Annotated in this window: 13 protein-coding genes and 8 pseudogenes; 4 read left to right on the top strand and 17 right to left on the bottom strand. The window is 52.0% G+C overall.

The window, feature by feature from the left end; all coding sequences use genetic code 11:
* Positions 1 to 8: 8 nt before the first annotated feature.
* Positions 9 to 131: pseudogene (locus tag FIU88_RS19510) on the top strand (helix-turn-helix domain-containing protein); the annotation flags it as partial.
* Positions 132 to 255: 124 nt separating this feature from the next.
* On the opposite strand, the pseudogene FIU88_RS09710 reads toward FIU88_RS19510, so the two are convergent.
* A pseudogene (locus tag FIU88_RS09710) lies at positions 256 to 1035 on the bottom strand (IS3 family transposase); the annotation flags it as partial.
* A 34-nt stretch (positions 1036 to 1069) separates the two neighbouring features.
* Positions 1070 to 1381 (bottom strand): DUF1153 domain-containing protein, encoded by a 312-nt coding sequence (locus FIU88_RS09715; RefSeq protein ID WP_152479082.1) that lies wholly within the window; start codon positions 1379 to 1381, stop codon positions 1070 to 1072.
* A 51-nt stretch (positions 1382 to 1432) separates the two neighbouring features.
* Between FIU88_RS09715 and FIU88_RS09720 the strand changes: the two are divergent.
* A pseudogene (locus FIU88_RS09720) lies at positions 1433 to 1555 on the top strand (IS30 family transposase); the annotation flags it as partial.
* 22 nt (positions 1556 to 1577) lie between these two features.
* Here FIU88_RS09720 and FIU88_RS09725 read toward each other — a convergent pair.
* The 9 genes and pseudogenes from FIU88_RS09725 to FIU88_RS09765 all read right to left on the bottom strand — a co-directional run bounded on the left by FIU88_RS09725 (position 1578) and on the right by FIU88_RS09765 (position 12228).
* A pseudogene (locus FIU88_RS09725) lies at positions 1578 to 2696 on the bottom strand (ISAs1 family transposase).
* A gap of 780 nt (positions 2697 to 3476) precedes the next feature.
* Positions 3477 to 3728, bottom strand: a complete 252-nt coding sequence (locus FIU88_RS09730; protein WP_152479083.1) for a DUF1153 domain-containing protein — start codon at positions 3726 to 3728, stop codon at positions 3477 to 3479.
* Between the two features lie 431 nt (positions 3729 to 4159).
* On the bottom strand, positions 4160 to 5152 hold the full coding sequence (locus FIU88_RS09735) for an IS30 family transposase (RefSeq protein WP_152479084.1): 993 nt from the start codon (positions 5150 to 5152) through the stop codon (positions 4160 to 4162).
* Positions 5153 to 5330: 178 nt separating this feature from the next.
* Complete coding sequence (locus tag FIU88_RS09740; RefSeq protein WP_152479085.1) at positions 5331 to 6353, bottom strand: NAD-dependent epimerase; 1023 nt, start codon at positions 6351 to 6353, stop codon at positions 5331 to 5333.
* Positions 6354 to 6385: 32 nt separating this feature from the next.
* Positions 6386 to 7672, bottom strand: a complete 1287-nt coding sequence (tviB, locus tag FIU88_RS09745) for a Vi polysaccharide biosynthesis UDP-N-acetylglucosamine C-6 dehydrogenase TviB (RefSeq protein WP_152479086.1) — start codon at positions 7670 to 7672, stop codon at positions 6386 to 6388.
* 468 nt (positions 7673 to 8140) lie between these two features.
* On the bottom strand, positions 8141 to 9334 hold the full coding sequence (locus FIU88_RS09750; protein ID WP_152479087.1) for a glycosyltransferase family 4 protein: 1194 nt from the start codon (positions 9332 to 9334) through the stop codon (positions 8141 to 8143).
* Between the two features lie 290 nt (positions 9335 to 9624).
* A pseudogene (locus tag FIU88_RS09755) lies at positions 9625 to 10743 on the bottom strand (ISAs1 family transposase).
* Positions 10744 to 10787: 44 nt separating this feature from the next.
* Positions 10788 to 11852: pseudogene (locus FIU88_RS09760) on the bottom strand (IS3 family transposase).
* A gap of 64 nt (positions 11853 to 11916) precedes the next feature.
* A complete protein-coding gene (locus tag FIU88_RS09765; protein ID WP_152479082.1) occupies positions 11917 to 12228 on the bottom strand; it encodes a DUF1153 domain-containing protein in 312 nt (103 codons plus the stop codon).
* 154 nt (positions 12229 to 12382) lie between these two features.
* Between FIU88_RS09765 and FIU88_RS19405 the strand changes: the two are divergent.
* Positions 12383 to 12583: pseudogene (locus FIU88_RS19405) on the top strand (hypothetical protein); the annotation flags it as partial.
* 49 nt (positions 12584 to 12632) lie between these two features.
* Here FIU88_RS19405 and FIU88_RS09770 read toward each other — a convergent pair.
* The 4 genes from FIU88_RS09770 to FIU88_RS09785 are packed head-to-tail and all read right to left on the bottom strand — an operon-like array spanning position 12633 to position 17418.
* Positions 12633 to 13733: a glycosyltransferase gene (locus tag FIU88_RS09770; protein WP_152479088.1), complete on the bottom strand. Its 1101-nt coding sequence runs from the start codon at positions 13731 to 13733 to the stop codon at positions 12633 to 12635.
* On the bottom strand, positions 13723 to 14856 hold the full coding sequence (locus tag FIU88_RS09775) for a glycosyltransferase family 4 protein (protein ID WP_152479089.1): 1134 nt from the start codon (positions 14854 to 14856) through the stop codon (positions 13723 to 13725). The genes FIU88_RS09770 and FIU88_RS09775 overlap by 11 nt, the downstream gene beginning before the upstream one ends.
* Positions 14825 to 16120 carry an O-antigen polymerase gene (locus tag FIU88_RS09780; RefSeq protein ID WP_172977696.1) on the bottom strand — a complete coding sequence of 432 codons (1296 nt, stop codon included), beginning with the start codon at positions 16118 to 16120 and terminating at the stop codon, positions 14825 to 14827. The genes FIU88_RS09775 and FIU88_RS09780 overlap by 32 nt, the downstream gene beginning before the upstream one ends.
* A complete protein-coding gene (locus tag FIU88_RS09785; protein WP_172977697.1) occupies positions 16117 to 17418 on the bottom strand; it encodes an oligosaccharide flippase family protein in 1302 nt (433 codons plus the stop codon). Before FIU88_RS09785 ends, FIU88_RS09780 begins: the two co-directional genes overlap by 4 nt.
* A gap of 385 nt (positions 17419 to 17803) precedes the next feature.
* Here FIU88_RS09785 and FIU88_RS19410 point away from each other — a divergent pair.
* Positions 17804 to 17942, top strand: a pseudogene (locus FIU88_RS19410) (IS1595 family transposase); the annotation flags it as partial.
* A 152-nt stretch (positions 17943 to 18094) separates the two neighbouring features.
* Here the strand turns inward: FIU88_RS19410 and glmS are convergent.
* Both glmS and FIU88_RS19415 read right to left on the bottom strand, forming a co-directional pair.
* A complete protein-coding gene (gene glmS / locus FIU88_RS09790; protein ID WP_253742811.1) occupies positions 18095 to 20089 on the bottom strand; it encodes a glutamine--fructose-6-phosphate transaminase (isomerizing) in 1995 nt (664 codons plus the stop codon).
* A gap of 292 nt (positions 20090 to 20381) precedes the next feature.
* On the bottom strand, positions 20382 to 21668 hold the full coding sequence (locus FIU88_RS19415) for a sugar transferase (RefSeq protein WP_172977698.1): 1287 nt from the start codon (positions 21666 to 21668) through the stop codon (positions 20382 to 20384).
* Between the last annotated feature and the right edge of the window lie 290 nt (positions 21669 to 21958).

Genomic DNA, 21958 nt, shown 5'->3' on the forward strand with positions numbered 1-21958 from the left:
TTGTACCCATGTCATATTCTGAACTCTGCATCGAAGTACGTGCGATAATCCATGTCAACCTCGCGCAAGGCTTGAGCATCAGGAAGGTGGCGGCTCTGCTCGAGCGGTCTCCGTCGACGATCAGCCGAGAAATACGCCGCAATCGAGCGTCCGATGGCAGATATCGTGTGTCACATGCGCAACAACGTCGCCAGGATCGCCGGACAGTCTGCTGGCCAAGGCGCAAGTGTAATGACCCCCTGGTTTCTGCACACCTCATCCAGTTAATGCGAGGTGTGCTCGGGGTGCCACATAGTTCAAAGACTGATGTGGACGCTCTTCGTTGTAGTACCGGATCCAGCGGTCAATCACGACCCTGGCTTGGCCCAGCGACTCGAAGCGATGGAGCCAGATGCACTCTTCCTTCAAGGAACGGAAGAAGCGCTCGACGAGCCCGTTCTGCTCTGGGGTATACGGCGTCGTGAACTCTTGGGTCAGGCCATAGGCCTTCACAGTGCCCGTGTAGTGGCGACTGCTGAAAACGAGCCCGTTGTCGGAGCGAAGGGCTAATGGCTGCTGAACACGCCCCAGCACTCCGAGCCGATAGATCAGCGCTTCCTCCAGCGCCGCTTCCGCGGTCTTGCTGCTGCCATTGTCCGATAATCGCCAGCCGAGGATCTCTCGTGTGCAGCAGTCGATGATCACCGCCAGGCTGGCCCGCCGATCCTTGCCACACCACACGTGGGTGAGATCAGTCGCCCATCGCTCATCAGGCCTCGAGGCAACGGACGGAAGGCTTTTGGCACGCGGTCGAAAGCCCTGAGGCCGCTTGCGCACCTGCCAGCCTTTGAGCTGCAGGATGCGCTGGATCGGTTTGCGGTTCTCACCCAGGACGCATGCCAGGCGGCGATAGCCATAGGTCGGGAACTGTTCCAAGGCCAACTTCACCCGCATTGCCAGATCGGTATTGATGACACGCTGTCGCGACTTAGGCCGGTAATACAGGCTTCGCCGCGGGAGTCCCAACCAGCGGCAGAGCTTAACGAGCGATACCCATGGCCTTCTTCGGCCAGTTGCGCCTGCAGCGACTTTACGAGTTCTCGTCCTCGTCGAGCAGGCGCTTGAATTTTTTTAGTGCATAGATCTGCACATGGGCCTCGCCCAGTGCCTCCTTGGTCTCCCGGAGCTCGGATTCATACTGCTCACGGATGTCCTTGGGGCGGGCCTTGAACCCGTTTTCCATGCTGCGCTGGGCCTCATCGATCCAGCCCTCGACCTCAGAGACAGTGAGATCGTACTGGCGAGCCACTTCAGCCGTCGTGGTCTTGCCCTTGAAGATGTCCATAACCACGGCAGCCTTGCGCTTCGCGGTCCATCGTTTGATGGGGTTGTCGTCGCTCATCCTGTCCTCCTGATGACTGCACTATACCCTGTGCAGCTATGGAGGGGGTCACTTCACAAGCTGCTTCCTGGAAGTCCACGCTTCGTCTTGATTCAGCACATGCTGCGTCAGTGCTTGTCCCCCGAGCAGATCAGCGGCAAGCTCAAGCAAATGAATATCCCTGACCTCCGAGACCAGGGAAAACGCATGAAAACTCTCACACCGCGAGAATGTCTGCCAGATAGATCTCATCCAGCGCGGCTTTCTTCTGCTTGCGCCGGATACCGCCCTTGAAAGTCTTCTCCCCTTTCAGGTAATTCAGAGCAATATGCCGGACCCTGGCGAGGTTTTCGACGGCCTGACCACAGTGGATTTTGCAGGCATCCTCACGAAGCGCCACGTCCAGGGGCCAGTGGAGTTTATCCTCCACATGCCAATGCTGGCGAGCCGCTTCGGCAAGCTTCTTGGCGCTCAGGTCGGCCGAGCTGATGTAGTAGCAGATCATCGGGGCCTCAGGAGCTTCATCACCTTCTTGCCGGAAGCTCATGACCACACCCACCGTTTTTGATCCTGGCCATTCGTAGCTAAGCTCCTGAAATTCTTCAGCAACCTCGCTGACAATATGGTACCTCGTTTCCTGTCGGCCTCGGTGCTTTTCGTCCGTAACATACGCATCCCCCACGAAATTGACCACCTTCGTCATGGGGAACGCGGCTTCAAAGGCATCAGCTAAGGTCGGCTGGTTGTCCTTGACCGATAGCAGGTATTCGGCGCCCTTCTGAAGGACCTGCGTGGCGATCTTTTTCTGGCAGCCCATCGCATCAATCGTCACCAGGCAGCCTTGCAGATTGAGTAACTTTAGCAGCTCGGGAATCGCCGTAATCTTGTTGGATTTCTCCGCCGTCTTGACCTGCCCCAGCACCACACCATTCGCCGCGCTGAAGGCGCTGACCATGTGGATCGCCCCTTTGCCCTTCCCTCGGCAGTAATACCCACGCAGCATCTTGCCATCGATGGCCACCACTGCGCCCTCCGTCACGTCGTGGCGGGCCTTCATCCACTCAGCGAATGCGCTTTGTAGCTGCTCGGCATTCACCAGGGCCATGTCCCTGGACAAGGTGTCATGGCTAGGAACGCCAGCCTCAAAATCGCCGTACTGGCGAAGAAAATCCAGATTCGCGTGGCCAAAATCCTCGATTTCGTCCCAGTCCTAGGCACCACAGATAACTGCACAGACGGTCAGAAACAAGATATCCGACAGTTGGTGCTGCACTTTCCAGGCCTGGCGGAAGTCAGGAACGATCGATAAATGGCGCATAAGAGAAGGTGTCAGCATCGGGTCATCTATGAGCAAAAGCCGTTAAATGACCATATTAGCCCCTACTGGTAAAGCGCTGCGAAGCCCGCCGTAGAGCGGTTTTTCATGCGTTTTCCCTGTCTCTCGGCACGTGCCTCGCCCCCACTGTCAAGCTAGTTGGAGCCTCAGCGGCTGTTAGACTCTGAACGATATGGGGCGTGACGAGGTTCCAACTAGCTTGACGGTGGGGGGGGGCATGAATGCGCCCCAGTACCCTGAGCCGATAGATCAGCGCTTCCTCCAACGCCGCCTCCACTATCTTGCTGTTGCAATCGCCAGCCGATAATCTCTCGCGTGCAGCAGTCGATGACCACCGCCAGGCTGGCTCGCCGATCCTTGCCACACAATACGTGGGTGAGATTGGTTGCCCATCGCTCATCAGGCCTCAAGGCGACGGACAGCAGACTCCTGGCACGCGGTCGGAAGCCCTGATGTCGCTTGCGTACCTACCAGCCTTTGAGCTGCAAAATGCGCAGGATCGGCTTGCGGTTCTCACCCAGGACGCATGCCAGGTGGCGATAGCCATAGGTAGGGAACCGTTCCAAGACCAACTTCACCCGCGCTGCCAGATCGGTATTGATGGCGCGTTGTCGCGGCTTGACCGGTCATACAGACTTCGCCGGGGAACCCCAGCCAGCGGCAGAACTTAACGAGCGATACCACATGGCCTTACTCAGCCAGTTGCGCCTGCAGCGACCTTACGAATTCTCGTCCTCGTCGAGCAGGCGCTTGAATTTTTTATAGCGCATAGATCTTCAGTTAGGCCTCGCCAAGTGCCTCCTTGGTCTCCCGAAGTTCGGATTCGTACTGCTCACGGATGACCTTGGAGCGGGCCTTGACCCCGTTCTCCATGCTGGGCTGGGCCTCATCGATCCAGCCCTCGACCTCAGACACGGTGAGATCGAACTGGCGAGCCACCTCTGCGGTTGTGATCTTGCCCTTGAAGATGTCTATGACCACGACGGCCTTGCGCTTGGCGATCCATCGCTTGATGGGGTTGTCATCTCTCATACGGTCTTCCTGATGGCTGCACTATACCCTGTGCAGCTATGGAGGAGTCACTTCAGGCAGGCCAAGCGCCCTCAGTTATTTACGAAGCGGGTGGTTAACCATGCAGGACCAGACAGGTAGCATCCAAGGCAACGGCGGTGTCCTTAGGCTGACGTTTTGGCGAATATCAGCTTACTCGGATTCACCGACGTTTCTCTAATCTTACCTGCCTTATGGGCCCTGCCTGTTTCACGCGGACCTACGGAGAGCCAAAAATAGTGACTTTCATTCCTTTACTCCGCTACCAATTTCCCTGTTACCCGTTAAATCCCAACTCAATTTCGAGAGCTCTCTTTAGGACAAGATGGCTTCGTCGAGTACCCACCAACTCTCCGCCCAGAACCTAAGGCACCCGATCCATAAACCGGGCGCAACGAGATTATAACCTGAATTCAAGCAACAAGCGCAGCACCTGCGGTATCCAGGGCGCCTGAATATTCTCCCAGGAACACCTGTGCCGGTGTGCGATATTCGAGACGCTTTCGGGGGCGGTCATTCAGCTTCTCGACCACCTTGCGCAGCTTGGCATCGGTGACCCGTCTGAAGTCCGTTCCCTTGGGGAAGTACTGTCGTATCAGGCCATTGGTGTTCTCATTGGTCCCTCGCTGCCCGGAGCAGTAGGGATCGCAGAAGTACGTCGCTGCCGTTACCGCCTGGGCCACGGTCTCGTGATCAGCGAATTCCGAGCCGTTAATCAGGGTGATGGTCTGAACCGCACCGCGGCGAGGTTTTAGCAGCCGAATCATGGCCTTTTGCGTCAGCTCCGCCGACAGCCTGGGCAACCGTGCCGCCAGCAGATAGCCGCTACGTCGCTCGACCAGTGTCACTAGGCCCGATTGCTTGTGCCCCTGGACCACGGTGTCACCCTCCCAGTGGCCAATGAAGCGCCTGTCGTCGACCTCAGCCGAGCGATGCTCGATGCCCACGCGGTTGGGAATCTTGCCGAGTCCTGCGCTCTTCGCCTGAGCCCGGTGCTTGCTCCGCCGCTTGGGCTGGCGAAGGTGCTGCCAGAGATCGCCACCGTGGGCCTTGTCATCCCAGATCAAGGAGTAGATCCACTGGTGACTGACGCCGACGCCAGACAAGGGCGCCATGAAGCTGCTGATCTGCTCTGGGCTCCATTCCTCGCGCAGCCGGTCGACGACAGCGGCAATCATGCTGGGCAAGCGCTTTGTCCTCTTCCAGGCAGTGCGTCGCCGATGATCACTGCAGGACTGTGCCTGCTCAGGATCGTAACCGCTGTCGGTGGCGTTTCGGCGCAGCTCCCGGCTGACCGTGCTGTTGTGGATGCCAAGCTCTCTGGCGATCTGACGTCGGCTCATACCCACGTCATGACGGGCATAGATCTGGTATCGTTGGGTCTGGGTCAGCTGTCGGTATCCCATGCTCTGCTTCACTTTGGTAGGTGAGCCGAGAAGGGTACCGGCGCTGCCCCTCCCGCCTCTACCTCGTGGTCCAAAGTGCTGCGGTTATTCTATGAATCCAGGTAACCAAATTAACCCCCCCCCCCACTCCTGGGAGTTTGCTATCTACCAGTGCCGGGTATTAAGCAGAGTTCTCGCTTCAGACCTGGTAGAAGTCGCGGTACCAGGACACGAAGTTGTAGACGCCATCCTTCACCGGAGTAGCGGGCTTATAACCCACCGCACTCTCCAGCTCGGTGGAGTCGGCATAAGTGTCTGGCACATCGCCCGGCTGCAGGGGCAACAGGTCCTTGATGACCTTCTTGTCCAGCGCTTCCTCGATGGCCTCGATGTACGCGGAGAGCTTCACCGGATCATTGTTACCGATATTGAAGATCCGGTAGGGCGCGTTGCTGGTCGCCGGGTCCGGTGCGTCGCTGCTCCACTCGTGATTGGCCTTCGCCACGTCGTCGCTGGCGCGTACCACCCCCTCGACGATGTCGTCGATGTAGGTGAAGTCGCGGGTATGGTGACCGTGGTTGAATACCGAAATCGGCTCTCCGGCCAAAGTCGCCTTGGTAAACAGGAACAGCGCCATGTCTGGACGTCCCCAAGGACCATAGACGGTAAAGAAACGAAGCCCCGTGGTTGGTAGGCGGTACAGATGGCTGTAGCTGTGCGCCATTAGCTCATTGGCCTTCTTGGTGGCAGCGTAGAACTGCAGCGGGTGGTTGACGCTCTCGTGCTCCGAGAAGGGCATATTGGTATTAGCCCCGTACACGCTGCTGGTACTGGCATAGATCAGGTGCTGAACCCTCTCGTGCCGACATGCCTCTAGGATGTTGGTGAAGGCCACCAAATTGCTCTGCACATAAGCGTGGGGGTTCTCCAGCGAATAGCGCACCCCCGCTTGAGCGGCAAGGTGGATCACCCGCTCGGGACGGTGTTCGCGGAACGCAGTGTTCACCTCCTGCTGGTCGGCGAGATCCTCGCGCAGGAAGACGTATTCGCTGCCGGTCCGCGCCGCGGTTTCCTCGAGGATCTTCAACCGTGCTTCCTTGATGGTCGTGTCGTAGTAGTCGTTGACCACATCGAAGCCGACCACGCTGTCGCCCCGCTCCAGTAGGCGCTTGGCGACGTGAAAACCGATAAAGCCGGCATTGCCGGTTACTAGAATCTTCATTCGCTATTCCCTAGATAATTTCGCTTGGCTGCTCACAGCCTAAGATCCACCGCCTCTTTGGGCAGCAGGTACTTCAAGTCGTAGAGCACATGCTCGGGCTTGCCCCAGGCACGAATGCCCTTAGCACCCAGCTCGAGGAATTCGCGGTGCGCCACTGCTAGCACGACGGCGTCGTAGGCGCCTTCCTCAGGGCGCTCCACGGGGCGAATCCCATACTCGGCCTCAGCTTCATCTTTGTCGACCTGCGGGTCGTATGTATCCACCGTCACGTTGTAGTCGCCCAACTCGCTGAGGATATCCACCACTCGGGTATTCCGCAGGTCGGGGCAGTTCTCCTTGAAGGTCAGCCCCATCACCAGCACCCGGGCACCATCCACATGGATGCGCCGCCTGATCATCTGTTTGACCAGCTGGTTGGCGACATACCCCCCCATACCGTCGTTGATACGCCGCCCAGCCAGAATTATCTCGGGGTGATAGCCCACCTGCTCGGCACGGTGAGTCAGGTAGTAGGGGTCCACGCCGATGCAGTGCCCCCCCACCAGGCCGGGGCGAAATGGCAGGAAGTTCCACTTGGTGCCAGCGGCCTCCAGCACCTCCTCGGTGTCGATCCCCAAACGATTGAAGATCACCGCTAGTTCGTTGATCAGGGCGATGTTGATGTCGCGCTGGGTGTTCTCGATAACCTTGGCCGCCTCGGCCACGGCAATGGAGCTAGCCTGGTGGGTGCCGGCGGTGATCACTCGGCTATACAGCGCATCTACGAAGTCTGCCACCTCCGGGGTCGAGCCAGCAGTGACCTTCCTGATGGTGGCGACCCGGTGCTCCTTGTCACCCGGGTTGATGCGCTCAGGACTGTAGCCTGCAAAGAAGTCGCGGTTGAAGGTCAGCCCCGAGACCCGCTCGATCACTGGCACGCAGTCGGTCTCGGTCGCACCTGGATAAACGGTGGACTCATAGATCACCACATCGCCCTCGCCCACCACCTGGCCGAGGGTCTCGCTAGCTTTGATCAGAGGTGTCAGGTCCGGCCGGCGACTGTCGTCAATCGGCGTGGGAACCGTGACGATATACACATTGCACGCACGCAACACCTCGAGGTCACTCGAAAAGCTTAACTGCAAGGCACTGGCCAACAATTCCGGCTCAACTTCTAGTGTTTGGTCAATACCATCACGCAGCTCGCTAATGCGTTTGGAATTGATATCGAACCCTAGGGTGGGCATCACCTTGCCGAACTCCACCGCCAACGGAAGGCCCACATATCCTAGGCCAATGACTCCTAACCGCACACTGTCAACATCTAATTTTTGAATCATCCAACATCCTTACATGTATAAAAAATTTAAATATTGCCAATATGGAACAGCGTTTTTTTCATTATGATCACTCACTTGAGACTTCTTATAGAGATTGACCTTTGATCCTACCCACAGGAGTAAAAACCTCATTCAGAAATAACAGTGAGACAGGCTAATCCATAGCAGAAAGCAGAGTCGATGAAGAAGACCCATGCCCACGAACCCCAAAGATACAAGACCGAGGTCACGCAGAAGCAAAATACTCCAGCGCGCGAAAAGCTCTGGGTGACGATAACGCACGGCTCAAGCGCCAACTTGAAGCTCCACTCGAGATCTGCACTATAACCTGTACTGCTCTGGAGTTTGGGATCAGCCCGTAAGCTTTTGAGACCTGAATATCACATTGTAGCATGAGCACTTCCGCATCCAAAGTAATGCACCCTGGCTTCTATCACTTTCAGTAGCGTTACGATTGAAATCAGAGAATCACTCCGACGGATTTTCAAAAACAAATGAAGAGCACCCAGCCACACTCTTAGCCACTCTTAAATAGCGCTGAATAACAATTTCTTCGTCAAAACGTGTTTCTGCTAAATTACGAGAAAAGGACTTCATGGTTTGAATACGATTCCCAGAAAGTCGCACAAGATATTTCATGGCCTCAGAAAGCTGGGGCACAGATTGTGCATTAATCAAAATACCATTTTTTCCACTTTCAACCACTTCCCTGCAGCCTGGCGAATCAGTAGTGATAATTATCTTACCCGACGCAGCTGCTTCAATTAAACTACGAGGAACACCTTCAGGATAATAGGAAGGCAGCACTACACAATCAATGGATTCAAGAAGATGTGGCATGTCTTCAACGTGCCCCACATAATTAATTTTTGAGCTATCGCATAGAGCCGAAATTTCTTGATCATTAATCACACGATCTGAGTCGTCCTTAACCCCTGCCAAAATAAATTCACAGTCCAGGCCATCGCCCACTACTTGGCGAGCAGCTTGCAAGTACTCAACCACCCCTTTGGGCCTGATTAACCTAGACGCCATTAAAAATCGAAATTTTTTGTCAGCTTTACGACTGGGTTGAAACTTATTTAAATCCACCCCGGACCCAGGAATAACCTCTGCATTTTTCGGATCAATCCAGCCCAATTTAACAAAGGCATCATAATCGTCAAAATTTTGAAAAAAAACATGTGATGCTCGACGATAAAAAAAACCAGATGAGAAACGATATATTTTCCCTTTGACGCCATCTAACTGTGAGGCCACACCCACACCAGAAACATTTGGCACACAGGGTATACGCAGCAACCAACATACAACCAAGCAGTACAGATTAGTTTTAGGGTTAAAAGAAAAAACAACCTTAGGGCGCTCTATAAGAAAGCGAACCAAAATTGAGAGCACAGAAACTGCTTCTTTTAAAGGGTTTACACTTGTCGGATCTAAATAAATCTGTCTACACTTACCCAAAGAACAGCTTTCAATATCGACGCCACCAGTCTCTGGAGCCATACAAGTGGTATCTGAAAACTCCGAGAATCTTTCAAGACTAGAAGATCTAAAATTTTTCAAATACCAAAAACTATTTGCCAAAAAAACAACTTTCACAACCTTCACCATACATTTGAAAATTAACCAATACAAATAACAAGAAACACTTAATGTCATCCTTCTCGTTCCATCTCACACAAGCTGTTAATTAGCCTTGTAACGCCTCCTAGTTTCTGAAAAACTTATTTCGTTAATACGAGGTGTGCTATGGGTGCCACATTGAAGTGTCCCCCTCCATAGCTGCACAGGCTATAGTGCAGCCATCATGAGGACCGTATGAGCGACGACAACCCGATTAAGCGATGGACCGCCAAGCGCAAGGCCGCCGTGGTCATGGACATCTTAAAGGGCAAGACCACATCGGCTGAGGTGGTTCGGCGGCCCTCAGGGAGGGCGCATGAGAACTCTCACACCACGAGAATGTCTGCCAGATAGGTCTCATCCAGCGCGGCTTTCTTCTGCTTGCGCCGGATGCCGCCCTTGAAAGTCTTCTCCTCTTTCAGGTAATTCAGAGTAATATGCCGGACCCTGGCGAGGTTTTCGGCGGCCTGACCACGGTGGATTTTGCAGGCATCTTCACGGAGCGCCACGTCCAGGGGCCAGTGGAGTTTATTCTCCACATGCCAATGCTGGCGAGCCGCTTCGGCAAGCTTCTTGGCGCTCAGGTCGGCCGAGCTGATGTAGTAGCGGATCATCGGGGCCTCCGGAGCTTCATCACCTTCTTGCCGGAAGCTCATGACCACACCCACCGTTTTTGATCCTGGCCATTCGTAGCTAAGTTCCTGAAATTCTTCAGCAACCTCGCTGACAATATGGTACCTCGTTTCCTGTCGGCCTCGGTGCTTTTCGTCCGTAACATACGCATCCCCCACGAAATTGACCACCTTCGTCATGGGGAACGCGGCTTCAAAGGCATCAGCTAAGGTCGGCTGGTTGTCCTTGACCGATAGCAGGTATTCGGCGCCCTTCTGAAGGACCTGCGTGGCGATCTTTTTCTGGCAGCCCATCGCATCAATCGTCACTGGGCAGCCTTGCAGATTGAGTAACTTTATCAGCTCGGGAATCGCCGTAATCTTGTTGGATTTCTCCGCCGTCTTGACCTGCCCCAGCACCACACCATTCGCCGCGCTGAAGGCGCTGACCATGTGGATCGCCCCTTTGCCCTTCCCTCGGCAGTAATACCCACGCAGCATCTTGCCATCGATGGCCACCACTGCGCCCTCCGTCACGTCGTGGCGGGCCTTCATCCACTCAGCGAATGCGCTTTGTAGCTGCTCGGCATTCACCAGGGCCATGTCCCTGGACAAGGTGTCATGGCTAGGAACGCCAGCCTCAAAATCGCCGTACTGGCGAAGAAAATCCAGATTCGCGTGGCCAAAATCCTCGATTTCGTCCCAGTCCTAGGCACCACAGATAACTGCACAGACGGTCAGAAACAAGATATCCGACAGTTGGTGCTGCACTTTCCAGGCCTGGCGGAAGTCAGGAACGATCGATAAATGGCGCATAAGAGAAGGTGTCAGCATCGGGTCATCTATGAGCAAAAGCCGTTAGATGATCATATTAGCCCCTACTTGTCGGGTCCCATGTGATTGACCACCCGCTTGGTAAATAAATCAGGTCGTTTGGCCTGCCATTCCTTCATCACCACAATCGGTGATTGGTGGTGCAGCGCCTTCTGCGGGATGTGGTGATTGTACAGCCACATGTAGCGTTTCAGCGTCTGCTCCAGGTCTTCGCCCGAGGTATAGCGCCGTGTCGCCAACACGTCGCTGATACGGCCATTGAAGCGCTCGACCATTCCGTTCGCCTGAGGCCGCCCTGGCTTGATCAGGCGATGCTCGATGTAATGTGTCTTGTAATGACCCCCTGGTTTCTGCACACCTCATCCAGTTAATGCGAGGTGTGCTCGGGGTGCCACATAGTTCAAAGACTGATGTGGACGCTCTTCGTTGTAGTACCGGATCCAGCGGTCAATCACGACCCTGGCTTGGCCCAGCGACTCGAAGCGATGGAGCCAGATGCACTCTTCCTTCAAGGAACGGAAGAAGCGCTCGACGAGCCCGTTCTGCTCTGGGGTATACGGCGTCGTGAACTCTTGGGTCAGGCCATAGGCCTTCACAGTGCCCGTGTAGTGGCGACTGCTGAAAACGAGCCCGTTGTCGGAGCGAAGGGCTAATGGCTGCTGAACACGCCCCAGCACTCCGAGCCGATAGATCAGCGCTTCCTCCAGCGCCGCTTCCGCGGTCTTGCTGCTGCCATTGTCCGATAATCGCCAGCCGAGGATCTCTCGTGTGCAGCAGTCGATGATCACCGCCAGGCTGGCCCGCCGATCCTTGCCACACCACACGTGGGTGAGATCAGTCGCCCATCGCTCATCAGGCCTCGAGGCAACGGACGGAAGGCTTTTGGCACGCGGTCGAAAGCCCTGAGGCCGCTTGCGCACCTGCCAGCCTTTGAGCTGCAGGATGCGCTGGATCGGTTTGCGGTTCTCACCCAGGACGCATGCCAGGCGGCGATAGCCATAGGTCGGGAACTGTTCCAAGGCCAACTTCACCCGCATTGCCAGATCGGTATTGATGACACGCTGTCGCGACTTAGGCCGGTAATACAGGCTTCGCCGCGGGAGTCCCAACCAGCGGCAGAGCTTAACGAGCGATACCCATGGCCTTCTTCGGCCAGTTGCGCCTGCAGCGACTTTACGAGTTCTCGTCCTCGTCGAGCAGGCGCTTGAATTTTTTTAGTGCATAGATCTGCACATGGGCCTCGCCCAGTGCCTCCTTGGTCTCCCGGAGCTCGGATTCATACTGCTCACGGATGTCCTTGGGGCGGGCCTTGAACCCGTTTTCCATGCTGCGCTGGGCCTCATCGATCCAGCCCTCGACCTCAGAGACAGTGAGATCGTACTGGCGAGCCACTTCAGCCGTCGTGGTCTTGCCCTTGAAGATGTCCATAACCACGGCAGCCTTGCGCTTCGCGGTCCATCGTTTGATGGGGTTGTCGTCGCTCATCCTGTCCTCCTGATGACTGCACTATACCCTGTGCAGCTATGGAGGGGGTCACTTCATAACTTCTATAGGCGATTCGATCATCCGGGACCCTACACCTACTGGTAAAGAGCTACGAAGGCCGTCGTAGAGCGGTTTTTCATGCGTTTTCGCTGTCGTCACCCCAGGTGAGAGGCATGCTGATCAAGATAATGAAGTGCTGGCCAAGCGAGACGCCATCTATGCTGATGCGAAACGGCAACATCCCGGTAGGTGGAGCGGCGCCACTCGCAACTGGGCACCGCGTCGGACGGTCTGGCTGAACCCGGACCAGGAAGACCCGCTGGTTCAACGCGATCAGCGATTAGAAGCCGCCTGATTCCAAGTTACAACAAGCTTGACAGGCATCGTTACCATCACGACACAAATCAAAAATCACCTTTAGCGCTCTGATAAAAAACTTTTTCATACTCTTCATGAGGAAGCTTATCTAACAACTGGGCATATCGAAACTTAACTTTTTTAGCATAGCTTTTGTATTCACTTGAGCGCGAAACCTTTTTAATAGAGGAAATTATACTAGCAACGTTATAAGGATCGAACTTTAAATCGTCAAAAAAATCGCCAGAAACTTCAACAGCACCTTTCGCTGTCTTAGATATTAAAACAGGAGACCCAAAACTCAACGCCTCGACAACAACATTACCAAATGACTCACTAAAGGAAGGCAGAACAAAAATAGGGTTAGAACCAACTTTTTCAAATGGCTCTTCACAAAATCCACAAAACCTTACCCTGTCCGCCACACCTTTTTCCTTAGCGAAGTTTAAGATATTCTTTTTCTCTTCACCATCGCCGATAATGGTTAGATAAGGATAAGTTTCGGGACTGAGGTGCGAAAAGGCCTCAACTAAAAGCGTAAGATTTTTAACCTTATGTAGTCGACCAATATAAAATATTGAAAACAAAGACTCTTCAGAAAATCGAGCAGGACAGGTTGGAGCATTAATCAAGGGATTGGGTACTACAACCAACCTTTCAGAAGGCACTCCTACTTTTAATAGATAGTCTTTGATACCAGAAGAAACGCAAACAACTTTCTTAGCCCGAGAGTATACAACTTTAATCAACTTCTTAACAAACCAACCACTAACTTTGTTCATTCTATCAAGAACAAAAGTTCTTTCAGAAAAGACAAAAAAATTATGCGCAGACAATAGCGATGAAAAAAAATTAACCAAATTGGAATATAGCAAAAAACTGCAATACAGTTCAGCAGGACTTCTTTTTTTCATTATTGCCAAACGAAGCAATGCAACAATGTAATTGCCAACTCTTACATAAAACCCTTTTCCCGAAAAAATACCTAACCTTTTTGATTTAACACCTTTGGTTGAAATCGGCTCAGCTTCTTCATCAATATAAAAAATCACCACATCATGCCGGCTAGACAAATCACTTGCTATACTGGCGAGAGCAAGTTCCGCGCCTCCTTTGTGTAGCGAGTTAACAAGAAAGTTAATCTTCATTGGCCCGAACAAAATCCCAAAGTTTTTTTACTTCATGCTGAATAGTGTGCTCTTCAGCATACCTTAACGCCCTTTTCCTTAAACCACTAGCCAAGACAGGGTCTTGTATGATTTTTACTATATTTTCCGCCAGGCTCTCCGGTGAGCGAGGATCTGCAAGAAGTCCGTTTTCTTCATGTGTAATTATATCATTAATACTTCCGACATCTTGAATAGCGATAGGTATACAGCCAAAGCTCATCCCCTCGGCAAGCACTTTTGGAGTTCCTTCTGAAATTGATGGAAGTATTACAACACCAGAATTAGATAAGACACTTTCAACATCAGCCCTTTCCGCTAATTGCCCCATAAAGACAACATGTCCTTTCAAACCTTTCTCTTTGACAAGCTCGTGTAGTTTAAGCCTATCTTTTCCATCACCGCATATGTAAAGCTTGACACTGTATCCTTTTCGCAACACTACGTCTACGGCTAGAATAGCATCGCATACTCTTTTAAGAGGCTCTAGCCTACCCAAATAACATATTTCATGAAGATCGTTAGCAGCATCTTTAGTAACGCTGTGATGAGTAGTCGACATATATGGATGTGCTGCTAGACAATATTCTTTATATTTTTCCGACAAAGCACGACCGGCTGTAACTATTTTTCTTCCTCGAAACCCTTTCACCATAAACCCATTAAGTAAACGAGCAACTTTTTTGCTACCTATAAATCCATAATTCTCACTAAAACTTTCAACCCAGTCACCAGCAACATAAAAACTAGAGCTCATTCCTCTCGGAAGCAAAGAATAGGATTTTAAAGAAAAAATAGAAGGAACCCTGATTTGAAGATGAGTTATATCATTATGTGATACAATCTTCCTCAATCTTTTCTTTTGTTCCAATGAAAACAAAAACCGTAACCTATCAGAAAGCTTTTTTGAATACTGCTTAACACCATGAATTTTTATCCCACTGAAGGATTTAATACCCTCCAAGTGGGAGGGGCAGAAAACGTGCACATTATCAAAGTGCCTCAAATATTCAGAAAAAATTATATTTACTGAAGAGTTACGAAACCCACAATCCTCATCAACAAAGTCCACTTCAGTAACAACAAGAAGATTTTTTTGTGTCATACAAGACCCCTAGATTTTTTAACATCAGTCTAAGAATTAAAAACAGAACCAATGGCAGCAGTGCACCTTTTATGAGGGGCGAAAGCAGCGTCGAAAAATCTCCTCGAAGCGAATAAATAAACGATGGGATTGAAGCAGAATATATAGCTAAAAAATACGGAGACTTTTGTGATAAATTATAAAGGCTCGAGACAATGCATGAGTAGATTAAAAACCATATAAAAACACCGAAATAAGAAAAATTAATATACCCTTCTGCGGCCAATGAAAAACCGTACCCTCTACCAATTTCAACTAGATGTGGATGGTACTCATTGTTATACCAGCCGACGCTATTTTGAAAATCGTAAACAAAGCCAGGAACCAAAGATCTTAACAAGTCTCCTACAATGCTTGATCCATATTTATAATCCCTAAAATTATTTAGTATTACATCAATATTAAAGCCAGCACTTCTAAACTCACCATTCAGCAGATCAATAAAGATATTCGAAAATTCAATTTCATTAAAGCTACTCCTTGTGAAAAAATTTTTATATTCCCCCAGTATTGGTATTAGCAAAATTACCGCAAATGAGATTAAATAACCCCAACTCACTTTGCCAGGGTTAAAGACAAACACCAAGACTGTGACCAATGCCATATAACTAAAGAAAACATTTCTTTCCCCCAAAAGCAACGATGCAAATAACAAATATAAAAAAAGAAAAACCAAGGAAAATGTGGGAGTTTTCCTTTTCACGCCCCATGTGAAACATATATACAGTGCGGCATAAAAATTCGCAATATTGAAAAAGGGCAATAACTTACTATCATATTGTGATTTTACGCTTGCCCCTGAAGAAACAAAATCCAGACAAACAAGAAAGGTAACTCCATAGAAAATAACTAATAATGCTTTGGAAAGACTAGTTGAAGCGTTATTTCCCCATTTGAGATTTAGCCCACCACTTTTTGTCAGTAGCAGTAGAGGCAACAAGAATCCAGCAAGAGCAATCAGATTAATGAGGACTAACTCATTAAGATTTTTTACTACTCTTAAGCCCAAGAAATGCAATATAACAATGCTTAGATTATATGTTGAAATAAACAAACTTCCCCAAGCTGCCGGATGATAAAAAAAGCCTTTGGAGTAGCTATAAATAAGAAATGTCGCAGCTAGGTTTATAAACAACCCGATAAATGGATTTCCAATAAGCAACCAAGATAGGATTAGGAAAAAAAACAAGCAAGGAAAAATCAAACTAGCATATACATTCTTCATAAGATGAAGTCCACTAACCCAAAGAAGTAGGATGTCGTCACAAAACACAATGTGTAAAAAGTGTTGAGTAAAACAACCTTCACATGCCATGAAAGCTTTTCTTTTGAATATGAAAAATGCAACATCGTAAAACTGTACAACAAAGTGGAAAGGGTAACTGCCGCAGATACGCCAACTATTCCGCTATCTTTCATCAAGAAACAGAACGAAATTGTTGCTGCCGCATAAATCACATTACTGTAAAGCAAAAAACGGCTTTTTCTCCCGGATATAATCTTAGACTCACAAAATTTAAAACAAAGTCTATAGAATATTGAAGCTGACAAGATCGTCAAAGCGGGAACCAAATCACCCCAACCTTCACCGAGCACCAAACGAACAAAATAGTTACCTTTCCACAGTATCGTTAAAAATATAGAAATAGAAACTATAAAAGCTAGCAATTGAAATCTAAAGAAAAGAACCCGTGAGGACTCTGCACTTTCTTGGCTCATCTTGGGAATGAGAACCCTATTCATTACTTGCCCAACAAATGTTGTGGGCACTACCATAAGTTGATAAGCACGACCATAAACGCCAAGCTCATAACTCCCCATGTATTTATTTATTATTATATTATCTCCTTGACTTGAAAAAAAACTAGCGACTCTGGCAAGCAGCACACCAAAACCAAATTTTAAATTTTTATGTATCAATGAAGCTTTAACTACTTTAAAAACTTCATGCTTATACCCTAACTTAAGAAGCACTAAGTATAGGGCTGCCTGGAAAAATATGGCAAGCCCCAAAGCCCAGTAGCCAAAACCGAAATAAGCAAGCGAGCACGAAATAAAAAAATATCCAAAAGAGTAGCTGTAAAACTCACATTTTGCAATCTCTTTAAACCTCCCCCTTGCCGCATATGCCCCTTCAAGAGGGCCACTGAAAGTGCGAAAAACAGTAGAAATGAGCATGAACGAAAAGAAGAGTTTGTCTTCAATAGAAAAAAAAATAGATACTTGATCAAAAAATACTACAACTGCAAATAGATAGAAAAGCAGAAAGAGTAAGCTTATATATATTGCACTTGACAGATTATTGCCAAGATCTTCCACAGGAGATGATGCAACGATACTTGCACCACCGACCTGCAAAATTAAAAATCCAAATCCCACTACTATCATTACACTTGTCAATAACCCAAACTCACTAGGAGACAACAGCCGGGCAAGCACCATCATTGACAAAACTTGGAAAATATAACGTGAAGACGCGCCGACAAAACTAAACTTAATGCTTTTCTTTAAAGCTGTTTCCATTACCAGGACAAATCCTCGCTTCATCTATACGAGATATATAGAACTTACTCAGCTGAATGCACATCTCATTTTATGATCAACAAGCGCCTATCACACTTATTAGCCCAGTGTTTTTTAGGCTATGTCCCCGATGCGTGTTGGGGAGTTACCTTAAAAGGATAACGTCTACTGAGTTAGCTCGCATCCCCCCACCCGCCAGTACAGCTTGAGTCAGCTCCCATGCCTCAATACCCAAAGAAACACATTCTCCAGTCGCCTCGCCAGAATCCCTTCCACGATACCTTGCCGAAAACAGCCGCCTGTACCCACTGCGTGTGCTACTGCCGTCCAGCTGGCCCTTTGGGCTGGAATCGAGGCCTACGTCGTTATAGCTATCACTCACCAGGTGGAGCATGTCAGCCCCGGACAGCGCGTCTACGCGGGGGGCCTTCCATATCCAAAACGTCAATGCTTAGCACATGCGTCGGTTCCATGGTTTCGTCAGACGTTACCCCGTCAATTACTTCGGGTGGAGACGAATACTGTAGTGCTACATCAGAGCGATAGGACCGAGTCACTTTCTTCATGAGGCAGTGGCGCGCACTAAGCAACATACAATGGGTACATAGCTTTTTTACACTGCGGCTTTTTTACACTGCGGCTTTCTGACAACGGTTCATTGAACCAACCACCGCTACTATTCAACAGTGACTGATTTGGCCAAGTTACGGGGCTTATCCACGTCGGTGCCCTTGACCAGCGCCACGTGGTAACTGAACAGCTGCAGCGGCACGCTGTAGAGGATCGGTGTGACCAGTTCATCTGCCTTGGGCAGCGGCAGGTTACGGATACCGTCATCATTATTCAGACCCGCCTGCTGGCAGACGAAGTTGATCAGCCGGCCGCCTCGAGCGCGCACTTCCTGGAGGTTGCTCTTGAGCTTCTCCAGCAGTTCGTCGCTTGGCGCGACGGTGACCACCGGCATCTCGTCGTCAACCAGCGCCAGGGGACCATGCTTTAGCTCGCCGGCGGCATAGGCCTCGGCGTGAATGTAGGAGATCTCCTTGAGCTTGAGCGCCCCTTCCATGGCCACCGGGTAATGGACGCCACGGCCGAGGAACAGGGTATGGCGCTTGTCGGCAAAACCGTTGGCCAGCTCGGCGATAGCCGGCTCGAGCTCCAGTACCTGCCGCACCTGCTGGGGTAATACTTGGAGGGCGGCGAAAGCCTCCTCCACTGCAGTTTCCTTCATTTCGCCGCTCTCACGCCCCAACACCAGTGCCAGCAAGGCTAGAACCGCCAGCTGGGTGGTGAAAGCCTTGGTGGAGGCCACGCCGATCTCGGGGCCGGCGTGGGTCATCAGCCGCAGCTGGCTTTCGCGAAAGAGCGAACTACCAGGCACATTGCAGATGGCTAGTGTGGACAGATATCCCGCCGATTTGGCAAAGCGCAGCGCGGCCAGGGTATCGGCGGTTTCCCCGGACTGAGAAAGCGTGACGAACAACGTGCCCGGCATCACCGCCACATGACGGTAGCGAAACTCGCTGGCCACCTCCACGCTGCACGGCAGCCCGGCCAGCCCTTCGATCCAATAGCGGGCCACCAGACCGGCGTGGTAGCTGGTGCCGCAGGCGACGATCTGCACCTGTTTGATCTGGGGCAGCAGCTCGGCAGCCTTGGGGCCCAACGCGGCGGTGAGTAGCTGGCCCTCTGGAGTCAGCTTGTCGGCCAGGGTGCGGGTGAGCACCTCGGGCTGCTCGTGGATTTCCTTGAGCATGAAGTGGCGGTAGTCGCCTTTGCTGGCGGCCTGGTCGCCGTGTTCGAAACGCTGCACTGGGCGGCGGACCGGTGACCAGCATCCGGAGGAAGACTTGGGGTCAGACCCCGCAGGTTGAACCGGACTGCTGACTGGCTGTGTTGATAGGTTCGATCTGGCACTGGGGACTGACCCCAAGCGTCCGGCGTCGTAGACCGGCTTAGATCTTCCGGCATCGCCGAGTGTTTCCGAAAACATCTCGCAGGTGTCGGCGGTGAGGTGAGCGTGGTCACCCTCCTCCAGATAGATGAAGCGGTCGGTGACCTGGAGCAGGGCCAGCGGGTCGGAGGCGATGAAGTGTTCGCCACTGCCAACGCCGATGACCAGTGGACTGCCCATGCGGGCACAGAGTAATTCCTGGGGATAGTCACGATGCACGATGCCCAGGGCGTAGGCGCCGTCGAGTTCGGCCAAGGTGGCGCGGAAGGCGGCCAGAAGCCGTGAGGCATCATCACGCGGCTGTTGCCGGTAATTGGCATCGAACAGGTGAGCGATGACTTCGGTATCGGTCTCAGAGTGGAAGCAATAACCCTGCTCCTGCAGGCGCTGTTTCAGCAGCTCGAAGTTCTCGATGATGCCGTTATGCACCACCGCTACGCTGGCAGTGGAGAGGTGGGGATGGGCGTTGTGCCGCGAGGGTTTGCCGTGCGTGGCCCAGCGGGTATGGGCGATGCCCAGCTGGCCGGACAGGTTCCGATCCGCGAGAGCCGCTTCCAACCCAGCCACCTTGCCGGATTCCCGCTCGCGCTGGAGTTCGCTGTCACGGACGACTGCCATGCCGGCGGAATCGTAGCCGCGATATTCCAGCCGCTTGAGGCCTTCGAGCAGGATGGGGGTGATATTACGCCGTGCAATAGCGCCGACGATGCCGCACATATTTCTATCGTCCTTGACTGTCGATGGGTGAAGGCCACAAGAAGGAGGGCTGTCACCGCATTCTTGTAGCTTCGCCCGTTTCGCGAAATCCGCAGCAATAATGCGGGAATGGCCCGCCATCTTGCGAATTACGCTAGTGCCGATGGCCGCAAAGGTACAGGCCCAATGATGCAACAATGCGGGAAAGGCCGTTTCGTCAAACGCCCCGCAATGTTGCAGGGCGGTCCGCATGATTGCAAAATCACCACCTGTAACCCCATGATTTTACGAAATTATCGCGATAAGTGGGCGGTTATCGCGCCCCGCTCCCGGTTAACATCGTCTTGAGCGTACGAATCACGATTAGCACATCAAGCCAGAAAGAGAAATTTTTGATGTAGTAGAAGTCGTACTCAAGCTTGCGAATCATGCCTTCCACTTCGGCGGCATAGCCCTGCTCTACTTGGGCCCAACCAGAAATGCCGGGGCGCACCACGTGACGGTAGTGGAAGAACGGCACATCCTTCTCATACCAGTCCGCCAGATTCATGGATTCGGGGCGCGGACCGATCAGACTCATATCGCCCTTCAACACATTGAACAGCTGGGGCAGCTCATCGATGCGGTATTTACGGATAACGTTACCGACACGAGTGATGCGAGGGTCCTCCCCATCGACGGTGAAACCCGCACCCTTCTGGTCGGTATACATGCTGCGAAATTTGTAGACGATAAAGGGTCGGCAGTGAAACCCCATGCGCTGCTGCTTGAAGATAGCTGGGCCGGGGCTGTCCATTCGAATCGCCACAGCCGTGATGGCCATCACCGGTAACACGATGGGCATCAGCACCAGGGCTGCCAGGAAGTCAAGCCCGCGCTTGATGACTTCGTAGCCTTCATCAGGCTGAAGACTGCCGTAACGGTTCTCGTAGAGGTGCCCCAGCTGCACGCGCCCGCTCAACATTTCGAAGGCACTGGTGGCGTGATAGACGGGAATACGGTGGATAGTGCAATTGGCAAGGAAGCGTTCCCATTCTTCCGGCATGTCACCACGCAGGTCGGCAACCACGCCATCAATACGGGTCTGGTCGAGGTCAGGCACATCAAGCACTCGCCAGTCCACACCATGGTTATGGCAAAGCTCAGGCGCCTTACCGAAAGGCACTACCGCTAGCTTGGGAATGCGGAAACGAGCACCAAGCAGGTAGCCGCCACCGCAATACACCAGCGCAACAAGATAGCTAATGAATACGTGCAGAACGGAATATTCGATGCCGAGCGCCACCAGTGCCAGAACCAGCAATCCGTAACAAATGCTGATGCTGGGTATAATCAGCAGCGAGGCTTTGGTGCCGGGAAGGCGGGCGAGACGCTGAACCGCATTAATCGATACTGTATAGGCGATGGCGGTGCCGGTCAGCGCTGCCCAAAGAGCAGTGGGAGCCTGCTGCCAGAAACCCCACCCCCAGTGCCAAAGGGCTGGAGCCAGTACAGCGATGCAGAGGCCGAGGAGCAGTTGCAGTTTGTAACTGAAAAGCAGGCGTTCGAAGAACCGGGAATGCCGACGTTGGCGCTCCAGGGGTGGATTGATGGTATCCATGCGTATCCCTTGCTCATCATGAGCTGATAAAACGTGTTATTCACGATCCGTATTTTCTTGTTATAGGCAGGCTCGTGATGGATGCCGGCATGTTGCCCTTCCCTATAGAGCAGCCGACATTGGAGCCTGTGGTGTTGCTTATATCGCTGCTTCGTTCTTGTTCGTCTGACGGGCCAGCCCCCAGGCGGAGATATGCCGTGCTGGAGGGCCATTGTGTGGTTTTGAGGCTCGGCCAGGGTATGACCTGAGGCTTGTTGATGAGCTATCAGCCGACGCGGGCTGGCAGCCGA

This window comes from Halomonas sp. THAF12 (assembly GCF_009363675.1).
GTDB classification, from domain to species: domain Bacteria; phylum Pseudomonadota; class Gammaproteobacteria; order Pseudomonadales; family Halomonadaceae; genus Halomonas; species Halomonas smyrnensis.